General features: G+C 64.3%; 13 protein-coding genes. 5 read left to right on the forward strand and 8 right to left on the reverse strand.

All coding sequences use genetic code 11. From position 1 onward, the window contains the following. Positions 1-50 precede the first annotated feature (50 nt). Entirely contained in the window at positions 51-764 is a 714-nt protein-coding gene (locus Pan44_RS04150) for an RsmE family RNA methyltransferase (RefSeq protein ID WP_145027540.1), read from the reverse strand. Here Pan44_RS04150 and Pan44_RS04155 point away from each other — a divergent pair. Next, on the forward strand, positions 763-1,647 hold the full coding sequence (locus Pan44_RS04155) for an ATP-binding protein (protein WP_145027542.1): 885 nt from the start codon (positions 763-765) through the stop codon (positions 1,645-1,647). The genes Pan44_RS04150 and Pan44_RS04155 overlap by 2 nt on opposite strands. 62 nt (positions 1,648-1,709) lie before the next feature. Here Pan44_RS04155 and Pan44_RS04160 read toward each other — a convergent pair whose 3' ends face one another. Beyond that, positions 1,710-4,604 carry a hypothetical protein gene (locus tag Pan44_RS04160; protein ID WP_145027545.1) on the reverse strand — a complete coding sequence of 965 codons (2,895 nt, stop codon included), beginning with the start codon at positions 4,602-4,604 and terminating at the stop codon, positions 1,710-1,712. Between the two features lie 528 nt (positions 4,605-5,132). Here Pan44_RS04160 and Pan44_RS04165 point away from each other — a divergent pair. Next, a complete protein-coding gene (locus Pan44_RS04165; RefSeq protein ID WP_231754221.1) occupies positions 5,133-6,839 on the forward strand; it encodes an alkaline phosphatase in 1,707 nt (568 codons plus the stop codon). A 57-nt stretch (positions 6,840-6,896) separates the two neighbouring features. Here the strand turns inward: Pan44_RS04165 and Pan44_RS04170 are convergent, their stop codons facing one another. Next, a complete protein-coding gene (locus tag Pan44_RS04170) occupies positions 6,897-8,051 on the reverse strand; it encodes a citrate/2-methylcitrate synthase (protein ID WP_145027547.1) in 1,155 nt (384 codons plus the stop codon). Between the two features lie 172 nt (positions 8,052-8,223). On the opposite strand from Pan44_RS04170, the gene recG reads away from it, so the two are divergent. Further along, the gene (gene recG, locus Pan44_RS04175) at positions 8,224-10,353 is read left to right on the forward strand and encodes an ATP-dependent DNA helicase RecG (protein ID WP_145027549.1); all 2,130 of its coding nucleotides are present in this window, start codon (positions 8,224-8,226) and stop codon (positions 10,351-10,353) included. A 13-nt stretch (positions 10,354-10,366) separates the two neighbouring features. Here recG and Pan44_RS27235 read toward each other — a convergent pair whose 3' ends face one another. From Pan44_RS27235 to Pan44_RS04185, 3 genes are read right to left on the reverse strand one after another with little or no spacing between them, the layout of a single operon-like run. Next, positions 10,367-11,242, reverse strand: coding sequence for a prolyl oligopeptidase family serine peptidase (locus Pan44_RS27235; RefSeq protein WP_197453834.1), 876 nt, complete (start codon positions 11,240-11,242; stop codon positions 10,367-10,369). Positions 11,243-11,280: 38 nt separating this feature from the next. Beyond that, a complete protein-coding gene (locus tag Pan44_RS27240) occupies positions 11,281-11,700 on the reverse strand; it encodes a carboxypeptidase-like regulatory domain-containing protein (protein ID WP_197453835.1) in 420 nt (139 codons plus the stop codon). A 47-nt stretch (positions 11,701-11,747) separates the two neighbouring features. Further along, the gene (locus Pan44_RS04185) at positions 11,748-12,761 is read right to left on the reverse strand and encodes a DUF1559 domain-containing protein (protein WP_145027553.1); all 1,014 of its coding nucleotides are present in this window, start codon (positions 12,759-12,761) and stop codon (positions 11,748-11,750) included. Between the two features lie 319 nt (positions 12,762-13,080). Between Pan44_RS04185 and Pan44_RS04190 the strand changes: the two genes are divergently transcribed. Next, the gene (locus Pan44_RS04190) at positions 13,081-13,860 is read left to right on the forward strand and encodes an AraC family transcriptional regulator (RefSeq protein WP_145027555.1); all 780 of its coding nucleotides are present in this window, start codon (positions 13,081-13,083) and stop codon (positions 13,858-13,860) included. A gap of 19 nt (positions 13,861-13,879) precedes the next feature. Here the strand turns inward: Pan44_RS04190 and Pan44_RS04195 are convergent, their stop codons facing one another. Together Pan44_RS04195 and Pan44_RS04200 are read right to left on the reverse strand one after the other, a co-directional pair. Further along, complete coding sequence (locus tag Pan44_RS04195) at positions 13,880-14,752, reverse strand: hypothetical protein (RefSeq protein WP_145027557.1); 873 nt, start codon at positions 14,750-14,752, stop codon at positions 13,880-13,882. Positions 14,753-14,914: 162 nt separating this feature from the next. After that, positions 14,915-15,757 (reverse strand): transketolase, encoded by an 843-nt coding sequence (locus Pan44_RS04200; protein WP_145027559.1) that lies wholly within the window; start codon positions 15,755-15,757, stop codon positions 14,915-14,917. Positions 15,758-15,993: 236 nt separating this feature from the next. Here Pan44_RS04200 and Pan44_RS04205 point away from each other — a divergent pair, with 236 nt between their 5' ends. Beyond that, positions 15,994-16,818, forward strand: a complete 825-nt coding sequence (locus tag Pan44_RS04205) for an ABC transporter permease (protein WP_145027561.1) — start codon at positions 15,994-15,996, stop codon at positions 16,816-16,818.

The raw sequence follows: 16,818 nt of genomic DNA on the forward strand, positions 1-16,818 counted from the left end.
TGATCCCTTTCGACTGAAAAGAAATTCGCCGTTTTTCCGCAAGCCGTACTTCAGTCCCCCGCCGCTGCCGCCGCCAGGGCCGCAAACGCGACCGCCGCAGTCTCCACGCGCAGCACGTTTTTTCCCAGAGAGACCAGCCGACCGCCTCGATCAACGGCCTCCTGCACTTCGGCATCGGTGAAACCACCTTCCGGGCCGATCGCAGCCCGCACCGTCAGGAACTCGCTTCCGGTTCCACTCATGCTGGAGACGAGCGCTCCGGCCGGATCGCCTCCGGGGTGCGCGATCCACGACGGGCCCTTCTTCAGGAAATCGCTCAAGGCCTGCGGTTCTCCGATCCGCATCAGACTGTTCCTCCGGCACTGCTTGCAGGCGGAGAGAACCGTCTGCTCCAGCTTGGCGAGCTTCGTCTCACGCGGCTCGACGACCGACCGTTCGCACTGCAGGGGCACGAATTCCGCGACCCCCAGCTCCGTCGCTTTTTCCACCAGCCATTTCAGCCGGTCTCCTTTCGGACAGGCGACCCCCAGGACGAGCGAAACGCGCGCACCGGAGTCTTGCCGGTGGGGGCCGATCAGCGACAACTGTGCATCGCGCTTGTTGAGCTTCTCCACGACGGCGTCCACCGAACGCCCCTGGCCATCAAACAGCTCGACCTGCTGCCCCGGCTTCCCCCGCAGGACGTGGGCGAGGTGATGGAACTCCTCGTCGGTGAGTGTGACGGTCGTGCCGTCGGAGAGCGTCGGGCAAAAGAAACGGTCCATGACTCGGCTGACGATTCAGTTTCGGCGGGCGATGGTCACCGCACGGAGGCGGGAAGCCGATCTTAACCATACACGGCGGCGACGCCTCGCCGGGGCCGCGGCATTGTTCGAGCTTGAGGAAATTCTGGTGATTGACCAGCTGACCGCGGAGTGGTGGTTTCCGACCGACGCAAGTCGCGAAGCGGCTGCCCGCTGCCTCCACCTGTTCGAGCGGGGAAGCGGCTGTGGCCTGCTGACCGGCCAGCGGGGATGTGGAAAATCCCTCATCCTCAAACGCTTGGCCCGCAAAGCCGCCCGCCTTGCCCAGCGATCGTTCCTGGTCGACCTCAGCGGCCTCGATGCGACCGAATTCCGCTGGCGGCTGTGCGCAGGCCTGAAACTGAACCCCGGTGCACGCGACACCCGCGCTCAGCTCTGGACCCGCATCACCGACGCAGTCGAGGGGGGACGGCCCGGTCGTGCCTCGGTCGCCGTCCTGCTCGATCACGCCGACCAGGCCGAAGGTGACCTTCTCCCCGAGCTTCGCCGCTGGCTGCAGCTCGCTGACGACAACCGCCAGGTCGTGACCATCCTCGCGTCGCGCTCCCCCGCCCCGGTCCCCCTCCTCGATGCGATTGGCGACTTCATCGAACTGCGGTCGGAAGTGCGGCCGCTGTCGATGTCGGAAGCGGTCGAATTCCTGGAAGGTTGGACGCGGGACGAAGCTGTCGATCCGAGTTCCTTCGGAGTCGATGCCGCAGCGGCGCTCCATCAGCTCACCGGCGGCAAGCCGCGCGAGCTCGCCCGCCTGTTGCGTCTGTCGGCCCTGGCGTCGCAGGCCGAAGGTGGCGTCACACTCGATGCCTCCGCGATCGAAGCTCTTCAGGCCGAATTCGTCGGCTGACGACCTCACGCCCACCATACGTGAGCGACCGGCTTGTTACCTGACTCCGGTCGAGGGCGACGCTACCGCTCCGGCCTCGGACCCGAGGTTGTCAGCATCGATCGCCCGTCCCCCTGCGCCGCTCCCGGCGCGAAGGCGTACATCGGCGGGTGGAACTGCAGCAGGCCTGCCAGCGCGGAACGGACTTCAGGCGGGTCGGCGAATGCCGTCCCCCCGGGTTCCGACGCCAGCAGCAACGCCCCCGTCGGCGTTCCCTTGATCCAGCTCGACCAGACCGGCGATCCGGCCTGCATGAGTGAGACCTTCCACACGCTCGTCCGTTGGACCCCCATCGAACCGGGGTCGATAGTAAAAGCGAATGGGGCATCGTCGGTGACGCTGGCGCCGGCAGCAGTATAGCGTTGGGCGAACGTCTCTTTGATGTGATTGATGACGTGCGGGCCGGTGAGGTCCGACGTGATCACCTGGATCTGGATCGGATCCGTGGGGCGATGGACGACCGAGGCTGTGCGGGTGCTGGCATCAATCTGCTTTCGGATCGCCTCTTCGGGCAGTTCGGCTCCCGACAGGATGTACGACTTGTCCGACGCGTTGATGGCCGCCACGTACCAGTGGTATCCCCCCAGCGATTCCCGGCAGTGTACCCCCGTCGTCAGCTCGTAGTTCCACACGACGCGACTCTTCGCCAGGCTCACCAGCGCCTCGCCGTCAATGAGCACATGATTCTCATCGCAGAACTGGATCACATCCCCCGTGACCGGAATCCGCATTCGCGATCCTTCGCGGCCCGTATCGGTCTCCACGACCACCAGCTCCCCGCTTCCAGCGCCGCCCGAGAGCACCGCCGCCCACTCGCCCCGATGGTCAAACACGGCCGCGAGCGGCCTGTCTCCCGCAAGGTCCGATGTCGCGATCGATCCCCGCACGTTTCCTGTCAGCGTTTCCACGACGGCGATCCGCGACTCGTTCGGAACGCTGACCAGCACATGATCGCGGGCAGGACTGAGAGCTGGCCGGATCGATCCGATCGAGAGACTGTAAACCTGCTTCCACCCGGGGACTTCCCACACGGCGAGTTCATCTGCGACCGCGATGAGAAGGTGTTGCGCATCGACGAACTCCACGAACCAGGGAACCTCGCCATCGGCCCGCGGTCCGGCTGGCTGGCAGCCGCCGAGATGGACGCCATCGCTCAGTGACCACAGGTCAACGCGTCCGGAACCATCCTGCGCCAGCGTGGCGACCGTCGTCGCGCCGGCATTCACGGAGACCGCAACCGTCGGGAATGGGAAGTCGACCCGGTTCTTCGGAATGCCGTTCACCAGGTCGAACGTCTCGACCCACGCGGCCGTCTCTGTGGACGCCCCCACTCCGAGCGGCGCGGCCGCGTAGCTTACGGCGGCAATCGGCGGCGTCCCCGCCGCCAGCACCACCTGGTGCACGAAGCCGCCCGGGATCTTGAACCCGTCCGTGTCGAGCTTTTCCGGAACGGCAGGCGGAGAGGCCAGACGCACGTCCCACCGGCCGGCCACCGGGAACGATTTTCGGGCCGCGCTCGAACGATCTCCTTCCACCACGGCAGGCCCCACCAGCGGGACAGACGGGCGTGGTTCAGGCATTGGGGCGGTCGCCGACGGCGGCTGATCGATCTGGAGATTCAAGGGAATCGGCGACAGTTCCCGGCCGTTCAGCGCCAGCGTGATTCCCGGGCCCGGCGAGACCAGCGGCGACACCGGAGGGGGGGGAAGCGTCCGGGCGACTTCCGACCGTGAGGCGTCAACAATCACTCGCCCCGCAATCAGGAAATGTCCGCCATCCGGGAGCGCTTCGAGGGGACGCCCCTGGTAATTCTCGTCGCCAAACACGTCGGCGACCGACACTGGAATGTCCGGCAGTCTCTTCGGTCCTTCGAGTTCGATCTGCACCACCCTCAGGCTTTCGCCTTCATGGATGACGGAGGCGAGGCGACGGCCGTCGCGCGAAAGCGCGATCCCCAGGGCGTCGCCCGGCTCCCCGGCCAGCCGGCAGGTTCCCGCCGGTTCACCCGTCGTGAGGTCGAGAAACTGCACCAGGTTTCGCTCCGACGATTCCCGCTTCACGACCGCCAGGTACTGACCGCCCGGGCTGAGAGTCCACCCGTCGCCCACGTTCCAACGCTCGACCTGAATCTCCCGCTCGCGACGTCCCTCCGGGAGCGAATGGACGACGCATCGGCCATTTTCCGCGAGGACAAGGCGGTTGGCAGCGCTGAACGCCACGAGCTCGAGCCGCAGTCCGGGGGTCGGGATCGTCTTCACAGTCTTGCCGGTGGCGACATTGACCACGATCACGAAATCGTCGAACTGCGGTTTCGCGGCGAACAGCGCCCCATCGGGACTGACCGCCATCAGCCGCGAGCTCTCCAGCGCGATTCCCTTGATCGTTCCGACCTTGCGGTTGGCGGAGAGATCCCAGAAGTCGCGTGCATCCGATTCCCGTTCGTTCAGCCCCAACCCGACGTACGGCGAGGGGAGATCGGGGGTCACGATCCGGTAGCGTGATCGCTCGCGCCGGGCATCGCTCGAAGGAGCAGGCCCCGGTGCGGTCACCAACGAGGGGGTGGCCGTCGCCAGCGGGCCCGTCGAGGGATCGAGCCGCACACTCCATCCCGTCCCTACGATGATCTCGGCAGGGACTTTCGGCGCGTTGGGCGTTTCGACCGGAGCGTCGGCCGGTTTCGTGGGAGCAGGTTTCGGCGCCGCCGGCTTCGGGGCGAAGGGATTCGTCGAACCTCCATCCGCCGGCGGAGCCTTCGGCGCAAACGGATTGGCCGGCGGCGCGGCCGGCGTTTCAGCCGCCGGCGTCTGCTCCGCCGGGGGCTTTGCCTTGGGAGCGAACGGATTCGTTCCCGGCTGCGCCCACGCGGGCGTTCCGCTCATCGCAGCGGCGAGAATCAGGCAGATCGTCAGTCGGCGCATCGTAGCCCTCGGAGTCGTCAACGAACGTGCAGCAGGACTGGAACCATCCGGACAGGATTCCCGGTCGCGGAATACGTCGGGGCCAGCGGAAAGGCGCAGTGGCTTTGTCGAATTTAACGGTTCCTGCGCGGCCTGAATACATGCTCTTCACGTCCGCGCGTGATCCTGCTGACCACCACGCGGCGCGCAACCGCGCAGGGATCGGTGGAGGGACCATGAAATCCATCGCAGCCAATGCGTCACACACGCCAATTCGTGCCGAGATCCGGCGGCCATCGACGAGTTCCGTCGCCCCATCTTTCTCCGCCGACAGAAGTCGAGAAGAAGGAGGGCAACAGAAGCCGACCGCACCCTCTGCCGCGCACGCCTTGGCCTCCTTGCCCGGCCCGCAACAACTCAACCCCCGACCCGTTCAGCAGATCCGTCCCATCGCCCGCCGTCGGCCATTCGACAGATGACGGCAGGCCGCCGATTGGCCAGAATGATGAACTCCTCTTAATCTCCCACCTTTTTCTCCCCCGTGCATTTATGTGGAATCTTCGTCTGTTGATGGGCACATTCGTCGCCCCCATCGGTGTCGCCGCTGCGCTCGTCAGCGTCCATGCCGCCGACTCCGCTGAGGCCCCCCAAAGCGATCCCGTCGCGAAACTGCAGGCCGCCGCCGCAACCGACAACGTCTCGGAGTTCGGCCACTGGGGGAACGACCCGAAGAATTACAAGATGTGGGGAACCCACTCCAACCGCCTGATTCCGATCTACACCTTCGGAACCAAAGGGGCCGGCAAGGGAGTCGACCTCGAAAGTTACACCGGCGCCAACAGCCGCTATCGCCAGGCCGACAAGATCGAGGAACTCTACGGCTACGACGCCCCGGAGACCCTCAACCCCTCCGCCGAGTATTGCGACCAGACCGACATCTACCGCATCCAGCGCGCCGCGCTCGACGCCGGGAAGAAGTACGTCTTTCTCATCGTCTTTGACGGGATGGACTGGCAGACGACCCGCGCCGCCGCGATCTACAAGGCCGGCAAAGTCGGTTACGACTCCGGACGTGGAACCGGACTCCACTTCCAGGATTACAAGGCCGGCGGCACGACCCAGTTCGGCTTCATGGTCACCAGCCCTCACAACGAGGGAACCGACATCGATGTGAACCTGCAGACGGTGAAGAACCCCGGCGGCGAGCTTCGCGGCGGCTACAGCGTCGAGCGCGGCGGCCCGAATCCCTGGACCCCCGGAACCGACAAGCAGTACCCCATCAGCCAGCCCAAGGACGCTGCGATGCGGCACGCCTACACCGACTCATCCAGCTCCGCCACGAGCATGACCGCCGGAATCAAGACCTACAACAACTGCGTCAACGTCGACTATGCAGGGGTGAAGGTCGCGACCATCGCCCACGAAGCTCAGCGCGAAGGATATTCCGTCGGCGCCGTGACAAGCGTTCCCATCAGCCATGCCACGCCCGCCGCAAGCTATGCCCATAACGTCCACCGCGATGACTACCAGGACCTCACCCGCGACCTCATCGGTGTGAAGTCCGTCGCTCATCCCGAAACGCCTCTCCCGGGCCTCGATGTCCTCATCGGCGGCGGCTACGGCCACGAGGTCAAAGGAAAGGACGCGAAGAAGATCAGCGCGGCCGATACGCAGGGCGACAACTTCGTCCCCGGCAACCTCTACCTGACCGATGCCGACCGCGACGCCGTCGATGTGAAGAACGGCGGCCGGTATGTCTTCGCGACCCGGACTCCCGGTCGCACGGGAAGCGACGTGCTGAAAGAAGCCACGGCAAAGGCCATCTCCGGCAAGCACCGGCTGTTCGGATTCTTCGGAGTCGGAAGCGGCAAGGGCCATCTCCCGTTCCGCACGGCCGACGGAAAGTTCGACCCCGTCCAGGGACGCGCCAAGGCCGTCGAGTCCTACACCCCGGAAGACATCAGCGAAAACCCGACCCTCGTCGACATGGCCGAGTCGGCCATCTCCGTCCTCTCGAAGAATCCCAAAGGCTTCTGGCTGATGGTCGAAGCGGGCGACGTCGACTGGGCCAACCACAACAACAACGTGGACGACTCGATCGGTGCTACGATCAGCGGCGACAACGCCGTGAAAGCCGTCACGGACTGGGTCGAGAAGAACAGCAACTGGAACGAGTCAGTCGTGATCGTCACGGCCGACCACGGGCACTATCTCGTCATCGAGAAGCCCGAGCTGCTGGTTCCGGCGGCGAAGTAAGCCTCATTGGAAATGGGAAACACCCCGGCTGCTCAAAGCAGCCGGGGTGTTTTGCTTTCAGGCATCCCGTCGCCAGATCGGCTCGAACTCAAGATGCTCCGCGCCGCGATAGCGGGCACGCGGCCGAATCGCTTCGCCGCTCGATGACTGTTCCATCGCGTGAGCGCACCAGCCGACGAGTCGACTGCACACGAAGATCGCCGGGTGCAGGTCACGGCGGAATCCGAGGTATTCCAGCAGCCGACCGAAAGGCCAGTCGAAGTTGGAGGGCAGCCGCATCTGGGCCCACACGGTGTCTTCGATCACTCCCGCCAGTTCCTCGCGGGACGCCTGCTTGCGCAGCTGGGCGATCCGCTGGCAGTACGATTCCAGGAGTGCCGCCCGGGGATCCGACTCCGTGAACACCGGATGTCCGAACCCGGCGATCCGATCCCCCGCTTCCTGCCGCGCCCGAACCCACTCTTCCGCGTCTTCCTGGCCTGGAATCGCGTCGAGCACTTCGAGAACCGAGCGATCGGCCCCGCTGTGACGCGCGCCGATGAATGTGCTCAGCGCCGCCTGGATCGCGGAGTAAATGTCTGCGTGCGTCGAGCCGGCCAGCCGCGCCGAGAAGCTCGACGGAGTGAACTCATGCTCAATCGCGAGGATGAGCGCCACTTCGAGAGCGTGCTCTTCCAGTTCCAGCGGGGAGCGCCCCTGCAGCAGGCGGAACAGGTTGCACGAGAAACTCAGCGACGGATCGAATCGGCGATATTCCTTCTTGTTCTCGGCCGTCTCCCCTTCCCAGCCAGGGTACCGCTGGCTGCAGATCGTCGACAGCAGCAGCGGAACACGCGCGAGCATCCGGATCGCCTGCGCCTGCCCCGCTTCGCCCACCGCTTCCCCCGATTGCGGATCGCCATGCGACAGCAGGTTGATCCCCGTCCGCAGCGCCTCGAGGGGGCTGATGTGCAGCGGCAGCAGCTCGAGCAGCTCGGGGATTCCGTCCGCCAGTTCCGCCTCATCCGCCAGCACGCTGATGAAATCGGCGAACCGCTCTTCGTTGGGAAGCTGCTCGTACAGGAGGAGATAGGCAACTTCGAAAAACGAGGCGCCCTGGACGAGATCGTAGATGCAGTAGCCCCGGTATCGCAGACCGTCATCCAGCGAGCAGATGTCGGTTTCGCCGGCGATGACCCCGCGCAAGCCCGGGTGGTAGAACTCAGTCGCCATCGTGCCATTCCTCCATGAATGGGTCGAGTCCAGCCGGCGGCAGTCCGCCAGTCTGGGTGTGTCGGGAGTCTACCGGTCGTCTCCTCGAAATGGGAGTCACTGACCGGCCGACCTCGCTCCCCGGCCGGAACCATCACTACAGTGCGTTTGTTCACCATCCTCCTGTCCGCGAATGTCCTCGTCTCCTGCCCCCCACAACGACCGCACCGACGCCGCCGCGTTCCCGCCCGGGGAAGGCAGCCCCTTGCAGTCGCCGCTCCGCTTCCTGCCGGGGGTCGGCTCGGCGCGCGCAGCCCTGCTCGAAAAACTCGATCTGCGGACGGTCGACGATGTGCTCTGGCGTCTCCCGCGCGATGTGCTCGATCTCACGCAGGTCAAATCCCCCGTCGACCTCGTCGAAGGCGAACTCCAGACGGTGCGCGGCGTTGTTGCCGAATCGGACTCCCGGGAAACGCGCCGGGGAACGCTGACAGCCGCGCTGCTCGATTGCGGCGACGACTTCGTGCGGGCCCTCTGGTTCAACGCCCCCTGGATGCGACAGAAAATGCAGCCCGGGTCACGCTGGCTCTTCTCCGGAAAACCGAAGAAGAAGGATGGCCGCTGGGAGTTCTCCCATCCCAGGCTGCAGCAACTTGGTGAAGAGGATGACGACGCCCACGGCGGCGTCGTGACCCGGTATGGTCTCACCGAGGGACTCCGCCTCCACGAGATGAAGCGTGTCGTCCATGCCGCCCTCGAGCAGGGAGGCGAATATGTTTCCGATCCGCTCCCGGCCCCGTTCGCCTCCGCGAATTCGTTGATCGCGCTGACAACCGCCGTCCGCCAGGTTCACGAACCGCGGTCCATGGCCGAGTATGAATCAGCTCGCCGGCGACTCCTGTTCGATGACCTGCTGGAGTTCCAGGTCGGCGTGGCCCTCCGTCGCCGGCTGTGGGGCCGTCGCTCCAATCCCCCGGTTCTTCCGGTCACGGCGAAAATTGATGCCCGCATCCGCCGGCTCTTTCCATTCCCGTTCACCAACGGGCAAAACGCCGCCATTCGCGACATCATCACCGACCTCCAGTCGGGACGTGCGATGCACCGCCTCCTGCAGGCTGATGTCGGCGCCGGAAAAACGGTCGTCGCGATCTACGCGATGCTCGTGGCGATCGCCGCGCAGCACCAGGCGGTGCTGATGGCCCCCACCGAGCTGCTCGCGATGCAGCACTGGCGAACGATCGACGGCTTCCTGGAGGGGAGCCGCGTGCGACGTGCCCTCCTCACCGGAAGTCTCACCGATTCCAAACGTCGCGACGTTCGCGAGCGTCTGGCGGCCGGGGAACTCGACCTCGTCATCGGCACGCAGGCCGTGATCCAGGAAGGCGTGAACTTCGCGAAGCTCGGCGTCGCCGTCATTGATGAGCAGCACAAATTCGGCGTGGCTCAGAGGTCCAGGTTCGCAGGGCAAAGCAGCATGGCGCCCCATGTGCTCGTCATGACGGCGACGCCGATTCCGCGCAGCCTCTGCCTCACGCAGTTTGGCGATCTCGACCTCACCAGCGTCACCGACCTCCCGCCCGGTCGCCAGAAGATCGTCACCTCGCGCGTGACCGCCCCGACCTCGCGCCGGAAAGCCTGGGAGTTCATTCGTGGACGGCTGCAGCAGGGGCGGCAGCTGTATGTCGTTTGCCCGTTGATCGAAGGCGACGAGGCCACCGGACGCGCAGGCGCCGCGCACGTCTTCGAGCAGCTGCAGCAGTCGGAACTGGCGGGAGTGCGACTCGGTCTCGTCCACGGTCAACTCGATCGCGACGACCGGGATGAGCGAATGGAGCAGTTTCGCCACGGCGAGCTGCAGGGGATTGTCGCGACCACCGTGATCGAGGTTGGCGTCGACGTTCCGAACGCAACGCTGATGGTCGTCCTGGACGCCGAACGCTTCGGCCTGTCGCAGCTGCACCAGTTGCGGGGACGCATCGGTCGCGGCTCCCACCAGGGCTACTGCTTCCTGTTCTCCGAATCGAATGCGCCCGATGCGGTCGCGCGGCTCTCGGCCCTTGAAGCGACGAGCAGCGGGTTCGAGATCGCCGAAAAAGACTTCGAACTCCGCGGCCCGGGAGATGTGCTTGGCACCCGCCAGCACGGCGAACTGCCTTTGCGCTCCGCCGATCTGGTGCGCGACAGGGACCTGCTCGAAGAAACCCGCACCGCGGCCATGCAACTCGTCGAAAGCGGCGAAATCGACACGGCCGAGTTCGCCCCGCTCAAGTTGATCGTGCTCGACCGCTTCGCCGAACTGATGGACCTGCCGCGGACGGGGTAGCTCGGCGCCTCCCTTAGGGTGACGCTTCGTTGAGCGGCTCGCCTTCGGTCACTTTCTGGATGAAAGCCAGTGACTTTTCGATCACTTCCGGCGTGACGCTCATGTGTCCCGCGGTTTCATAGTGATGAAAAACGTGCGGACAGTTCTTCTCCTTGAGCACCTTCACCATCGCCAGAGCGTTGTCGATCGGCACCGACTTGTCGTTGTCCGCATGAAAGATCAGCAGCGGCTTCATCGAAGGTGAGGCATAACGGATCGGCGATGCCAGCTCGCGGGCCTTCATCGGCTCGATGTCGGCAGGCGTCCACAGATTGCCCCACGGGCAAGTGGTGAGGTCGTGCGGGCCGGAGACGCAGATCGAGGCCCGGAAATCATCGCGGGCCTTTTCCCAGCCCCCGGTCTTCGGGTAGTCGCCGTTCCCCATCGTCGCGGCCAGCGACACCATGTGTCCTCCGGCCGACTGCCCGATCAGAAAGATGCGGTCTTCATCGATGTTGTACTTCTCGGCGTTGGCATGCAGGAACCGGATGGCGCACTGCACATCCTGATAACAGGCCGGCGGAGCGGAGCAGCCGCGAAGCCGGTAGTCGATCGTCATCGCGAAGAAGCCGAAGCCGGCCCACTGCTCGACGTTGATCACACCGTTGTCGCGCTTGGTTCCGCGCATCCAGCGGCCGCCGTGAATGGAGAGAATCGCAGGCGTTTTTCCGGCGGGGTTTGATGGGTAAGCGATGTCGGCCAGCAACGCGGCGCCAAGGACCTGGCCGTAGATCGTGTCTTGCTGGGTGACCACATTCGACGACGCTTTCGCCCCGGTCGATTCTTCAGCAACGGCGAGGGAACCAGGGAGGCCCATCACGATCAGGGCGCAGGCAGTCATCCATTTCATGGAGCAGGACTCAGGTGGGGGACTTCGGAGGGGACAGACTACTTCGTCAGAGTGAACTTGAGGCCATCGATTCCCGCGGCAGGAACTTCGGCCGTCAGGCCGCTGGCAGCCGCCGCGAGGTATTTCGCGGGAACCGGCCGCAATGGTCCATAGTGGGCCGGCCTGGGCTGCGGCTTCTCGCCGGGGTCCGGCAGGGCCGGAGGCGAGATCGAAACGGCGTAGCTTCCGACTGGAATCTTTTCGATCAGGAACTCTCCGAGTCCATCCAGCTTCGACATCGCGGAGAAGCCGGTGACGGACGATTCGAACGATACGACGCCGTCCTGCAAAGGCTTGCCGTCCAGGGTGACGGTTCCTGACGCGCTCGCGTACTCGATCGTCCGTTCGTTCGAACAGCCGGAGGCCGCGACGATCATCACCAGCCAGATCACTGAGTTTCGGAGAGGCGGCATGGACATGGTTCGACAGATTCCGAGCGAGGGGGCATTGCAGAGATGGGAAACTTTCAGAACTCGCCGACAGGTGTGCCGTCGTCGCGGGCGGAAAGCCGGAGTGTGGTTCCGAAGTCCATGATGTCGGCAATGAATCGCACGCTGCCATCCGAGAGCAGGCCATGGATCCCGCCCACATGCTGGCTGTTCAGAATCGTGTTGGCGTCGTAGCTGCTGTCGGAGCCGGTCGACACGGTCTGCGAATTGATCCGGTAGCGGACAGTGGTGGTCCCGGTTCCGAAGGCCTGGGAGCTCGCCGACAACGTCACCGGATCGCGGTACGTCGTGGTCGCATTCCCGGAGGTGTAGCCGGCCCAGCCGCCGAAGTAGTTGTTCCGGATATCCATGCCGGCGACCGGCGCCGACTGCTCGGCGACCAGCAGGGTGTTGGTGGTGCCATCGGTGCACATGCCGATATGGAACGGAATGTTGGGCATGAGCATGCCGTTGTTGCAGAAGATGCCGCCGTAGCCGAGCTGCACCGAACAGGTTCCGGTGGTTCGCCCGGCGGGATCCGGCGTCGCTCCCATGACGCCGACGTAGTCCATCGTCTGGCCGAGGTCGGCGTTGTTCATCGGCGGTGGCGTGCTGTTGGCGGTGGCCCCCAGGATGCCTGACGGGCAGTTGAAGGCGGGAACCTTGAAGCCTTTCAGGATCGAATTCGCGCCGGTCCCGTAGCCGAACGTTCCGGCGGCGTTGCGCGAGGCGAAGCCGCCGATGTTGTTGAGCCCGGCGAAATCGAGTGAGTTGTAAACCGCGCCCTGCTCCAGGTACGGCAGAACGCTGACTCGCCAGTTCGGCTTGTTCCGGGGAGCGATCGTCCCGATCGGGAATGTCCGATATGTATCGTGGTAGTTGTGGAGGGCGAGTCCGATCTGCTTCATGTTGTTCTTGCACTGCGTCCTGCGGGCCGCCTCACGGGCCTGCTGCACGGCCGGCAGCAGGAGTGCGATCAAGATTGCGATGATCGCAATCACGACCAGCAGTTCGATCAGGGTGAAGGCGGAGCGTCGTGGTTTCTGAGTCATCACACGTCCTGTCGGCGGAGAATTCGCAACAAAAGAGAATGGGGCCGCTGGCTCAGCAGGGAGGAATTCTGGTTGGGGCCGTCTTGCCAGTTGGCAGAGGCTGAACGCATCGCCGTCAGGCGGCGACGCGTCAGGAGCAACACGTTGGCGACAGAGTGTGAAGTCTCTGTGAACATCAGCACCGGAGTGCGGAAACAACTATTGAGACACCGCCGGACGCGATACGCTTCCTTGACCGAGACACCGGTCTGCGCCCCATACTAAGAGTGGCGTCTCGCGGTTCTTGTCAGGAGCGGACATTCTTTTGTGAGATTCGGCCATGCCCGAGAAGCCATCTCTCCTGTTCGCGAAGACGCAAACTGCGAAAGCCGACGCCCACGCTTCGTTTCGCGACGAGTTCTATTCCCGCCTGTCGCCCGGCTCCGCGCTGCAGGACGTCTTCGAACACCTCAGCGGCGTCCATTTCTTCTTGAAGAATCACGACGGACGGACGATCGCGTTCAACTCGCTCCTCCGGACGAGACTGGGGCTCCCGGACGACGAGGACGTCACGGGAATGACCGACTACGACCTCTTTCCTCTGCGGCAGGCCGATCACTACCGCGAGGATGATCGCCGCGTACTCGCGACTGGCTTGCCGCTGATCAACCGCATCGAGGCCTGGCGGAACGAAAACCCGGTCGTCACCAGCAAGTACCCTGTGCGCGACGTCGAGGGGCGCGTGATCGGGGTCATGGGAATGTTCCAGTGCCTGTCCGAACGACGAAGCGTTCTGTCCGAGGAAGACGAATTGAAATGCGCGGTCGACTACATCCGCGACCATCTTCACGAGCGGCTGACCGTCGAGCAGATCGCCGATCGCGCGTTCCTGTCCGCACGTCAGCTCCGACGAAAATTCGGACTGCGGTTTGGAATCAGCATCCAGGAGTATGTCATCCGCCTGCGCATCGAAGCGGCCGGTCAGGAACTCCGCAACAGCACCGCGCCCATCGCCGAGATCGCAAACCGGTTCGGCTTCTGCGACCAGGCGGCGTTTACGCACCACTTCCGGCGGCGGATGGGGGTCACTCCGCGAAAATACCGAAGTGACGCAGGCTGAGGCTCGGCCCGCGCATCGTTCACCGCGTTTCCGGTGGGCTGAATTCGTTGCCGTACGGCGGAAGTGACGGCGTCATGCGCACTTCGCGAACGAGGCAGGGCGTGTTGCCAAAATGAACCGGGCCGAGTGAGAGCGACAGGAACCCCTTCCTCTCGAGCGTCAGTGAGAGCGTCTCGCGGGGCAACATTGTCAGCATGATGCGTCCTTCGCCGTTCGATTCCGCGCGGGTGACCTCGACCCCGGTCGGATCTCCATCGACGGGAGTCGTTCGCTCGATCTTCAGCTCCGCCGCTTTGAGCGGTGTGCCGTCCCGGGAGTCGACGACCGTCATTTCGAGAACACCGCCATCCTCGGGCCGATACCCCCGGGCGGACAGTCGCTCATCGACCAGGTCCACACCGGCCGGCACCACGACTTTTGACCACTCCAGTCCGTTGCCGAGATAGACGCGGAATTCCGGTGTGGGGATCGGAGTTCCCGGGTCGACGATCTGGCGATTCTTGTCGTAGACGAGAAACGCGGTCTTCTCCCAGTACACAAAGGTCCAGTCGATCTCCGGTTTGGCGCGGAGGCACGCACTTATCCGCCGATCGTCGGTGACGACGACTCTCGGCCGCGGCCCCTCAATCTCCGCGAGCGCCTTCAGGGCGACTGTCAGCGCGGCCGCATCTCCCTGGTATTCGAAATCGGTCTTCCGGCCGATCCGGGGGCCCTCGAACCACGCAACTCGCGAATCGAGATTGGCGACACGTTCGACGGCGGGAGACCAGTCCTTCCGCCGCTGGCGCTCGCGGCCCCCCATGATCAGCAGCGCGTGCACGCTCGGCGTCAGCGACATGACGAGCGCCGCCAGAACCAGCGCTCTCCAGAAACTTCGTCCGGCAGACTCCATCCGCCACCTCCAAACGTCCTGACCGATTCCTCGAAACCCCGTTGGCCCGCCAGCGGGGATGATGCATCGAGCCTCGGGTTCCGGTCAATCCGACGTTCGCCGCCCGGCCTCAACGAAAAAAGCCCAGCCGGTGACGGCTGGGCTTTGCGGTGATTCGAGCGATCACGCCGACTGGCTGAGGAACGCCAGTGCCTTCTCGGCCAGCGCCTTCGACAGCGGCTTGCCGTGGTAGTTGATGTCCCCTTCAGCTTCGAGCAGCGGCAGGATGCCGAAGCCCTTCTGCGTCTTCGAGACGATGGCCGTCGGGCGGTCGGTGACGGCCTTGGCCTTCTTCAGGGCATCGACGACCTGCGACATGTCGTTGCCGTTGATCGTCTGCACATGCCAGCCGAACGATTCGATCTTCGGCTGGAACTGCAGCATGTCGAGCACGTCCTTCGTCGCGCCCGTCTGCTGGAACCCGTTCTGATCGACGATCAGCGTCAGGTTGCCCAGCTTGTACTTCTCGGCCGAGGCGATGGCTTCCCACACCTGGCCTTCACCCATTTCGCCGTCGCCCGTCATGCAGAAGGTGTGATAGCCCTTCTTGTCCATCTTGGCGCCGATGGCGTGTCCGACCGCCAGCGACAGTCCCTGGCCGAGCGAGCCGGTCGAGGCTTCGATGCCGCGGAGCCGCTTCATATTCGGGTGCCCTTCGTACGGGCTGCCCAGCTTGCGGAGGGTCATGATTTCCTTGACCGGGAAGTAACCGGCCAAAGCCATCGCGGAGTACAGCACCGGGCAGGCGTGCCCCTTGCTGAGAATGAACCGGTCACGGTTCGGATCGGTCGTGTTTTTGACGTCGAAGTTCATGAAACCGCCGAAGTACAGGGCGGTCACAACGTCGCAGGCCGACAGGCTGCTGGACGGATGGCCGCTGCCCGCTTCGGTCGTGATCTCGATGATCAGCTTCCGGATCTCAAGGGCTTTGGCTTTAAGTTGATCGACGTTGAGAGCTTCCGGCACGGCCAGACCTTCCTCGGTGTTGAATACAAGCAGCTGAAGCGGCGTATGCTAATTCTGGGACCGGGAGGTCGCAACCGGCCGCACACCGGCCTCGCCAGAGTGTGGAATTTCACGCCCCGGGAGGACCACGCCATTCCGGACCAGGTTCCGAAAGTCCGGCGCAACCCTCCACGGAGGGGGCAGGGGATGATGCCGGGTGGATGCCGCTCGACCGGTGATCTTCTACGATTGCCGACATGTCGTTTCGCCCGAACTACGTCCGCGTCTGGCTCACCTTTGTCCGCAACGCGCTCGTGCGCGAGATGACCTTCCGTGGCAACTTCATTGCCGAGGTGCTGACGATCCTGTTCTGGTTCGCAGCCCAGATCGTCCTGTTCGACGTGATTTACCAGCAGGCCCCGCTCATCCGGGACTGGTCGAAACACGAATACTTCGCCTTCATGGCGACCGGCATGCTCATCAACGCGATCGTGGAAGGGCTGTTCATGCCCAACTGCGCCAATTTCGGGGAGATGATCCGCACGGGAGACCTCGACTTCGCCCTGCTCAAGCCGATTGACGCCCAGTTCCTCATCTCCACCCAGCAGTTCAGCTGGTCACAGGTCATCGAGGTCCTGCTGGCGCTCGCCCTCCTGGGCCGTTCATTGTGGCAGGCCGGGGCTGAGATCACTCCCGGCAGGGTGCTCGTTTACTTCAGCCTGGTCGGCTTCGGCGTCGCCTTCTACTACGCGCTGATGCTGATCCTCGCGAGCACGAGCGTCTGGCTCGGCCGGAATCAGAGCCTGTACGACTTCTGGTTCTACGTCACGTCGTTCGGCCGCTACCCGCAGGGCATCTACCGCAACCAGGGATGGATCGGCGAAACGCTCTGGTTCGGACTGTCGTTCGTGATTCCATTGCTGCTGGTGGTGACGGTTCCGGCTCGCGTCATCCTGCAGAAGGCGCTCGACCCGGACATCCGGGTCGCCATTCTCGCCCCGATCGGAACGATCATCCTGCTCGTGGTCGCCCGCCTGGTGTTCCACAAGGCGCTGTCCCAGTACCGCAGCGCCAGTTCGTAG

It is taken from the genome of Caulifigura coniformis (genome assembly GCF_007745175.1).
GTDB lineage: Bacteria > Planctomycetota > Planctomycetia > Planctomycetales > Planctomycetaceae > Caulifigura > Caulifigura coniformis.

Excerpts from the sequence above, each read along its gene's own strand:
- Pan44_RS04160 (WP_145027545.1), bottom strand. The coding sequence starts at position 4,604 with ATGCGCCGACTGACGATCTGCCTGATTCTCGCCGCTGCGATGAGCGGA.
- Pan44_RS04170 (WP_145027547.1), bottom strand. The coding sequence starts at position 8,051 with ATGGCGACTGAGTTCTACCACCCGGGCTTGCGCGGGGTCATCGCCGGC.
- Pan44_RS04205 (WP_145027561.1), top strand. The coding sequence starts at position 15,994 with ATGTCGTTTCGCCCGAACTACGTCCGCGTCTGGCTCACCTTTGTCCGC.
- Pan44_RS04195 (WP_145027557.1), bottom strand. The coding sequence starts at position 14,752 with ATGGAGTCTGCCGGACGAAGTTTCTGGAGAGCGCTGGTTCTGGCGGCG.
- Pan44_RS04190 (WP_145027555.1), top strand. The coding sequence starts at position 13,081 with ATGCCCGAGAAGCCATCTCTCCTGTTCGCGAAGACGCAAACTGCGAAA.
- Pan44_RS04150 (WP_145027540.1), bottom strand. The coding sequence starts at position 764 with ATGGACCGTTTCTTTTGCCCGACGCTCTCCGACGGCACGACCGTCACA.
- Pan44_RS27240 (WP_197453835.1), bottom strand. The coding sequence starts at position 11,700 with ATGTCCATGCCGCCTCTCCGAAACTCAGTGATCTGGCTGGTGATGATC.
- Pan44_RS04185 (WP_145027553.1), bottom strand. The coding sequence starts at position 12,761 with ATGACTCAGAAACCACGACGCTCCGCCTTCACCCTGATCGAACTGCTG.
- recG (WP_145027549.1), top strand. The coding sequence starts at position 8,224 with ATGTCCTCGTCTCCTGCCCCCCACAACGACCGCACCGACGCCGCCGCG.
- Pan44_RS04165 (WP_231754221.1), top strand. The coding sequence starts at position 5,133 with ATGTGGAATCTTCGTCTGTTGATGGGCACATTCGTCGCCCCCATCGGT.
- Pan44_RS27235 (WP_197453834.1), bottom strand. The coding sequence starts at position 11,242 with ATGAAATGGATGACTGCCTGCGCCCTGATCGTGATGGGCCTCCCTGGT.
- Pan44_RS04155 (WP_145027542.1), top strand. The coding sequence starts at position 763 with ATGACTCGGCTGACGATTCAGTTTCGGCGGGCGATGGTCACCGCACGG.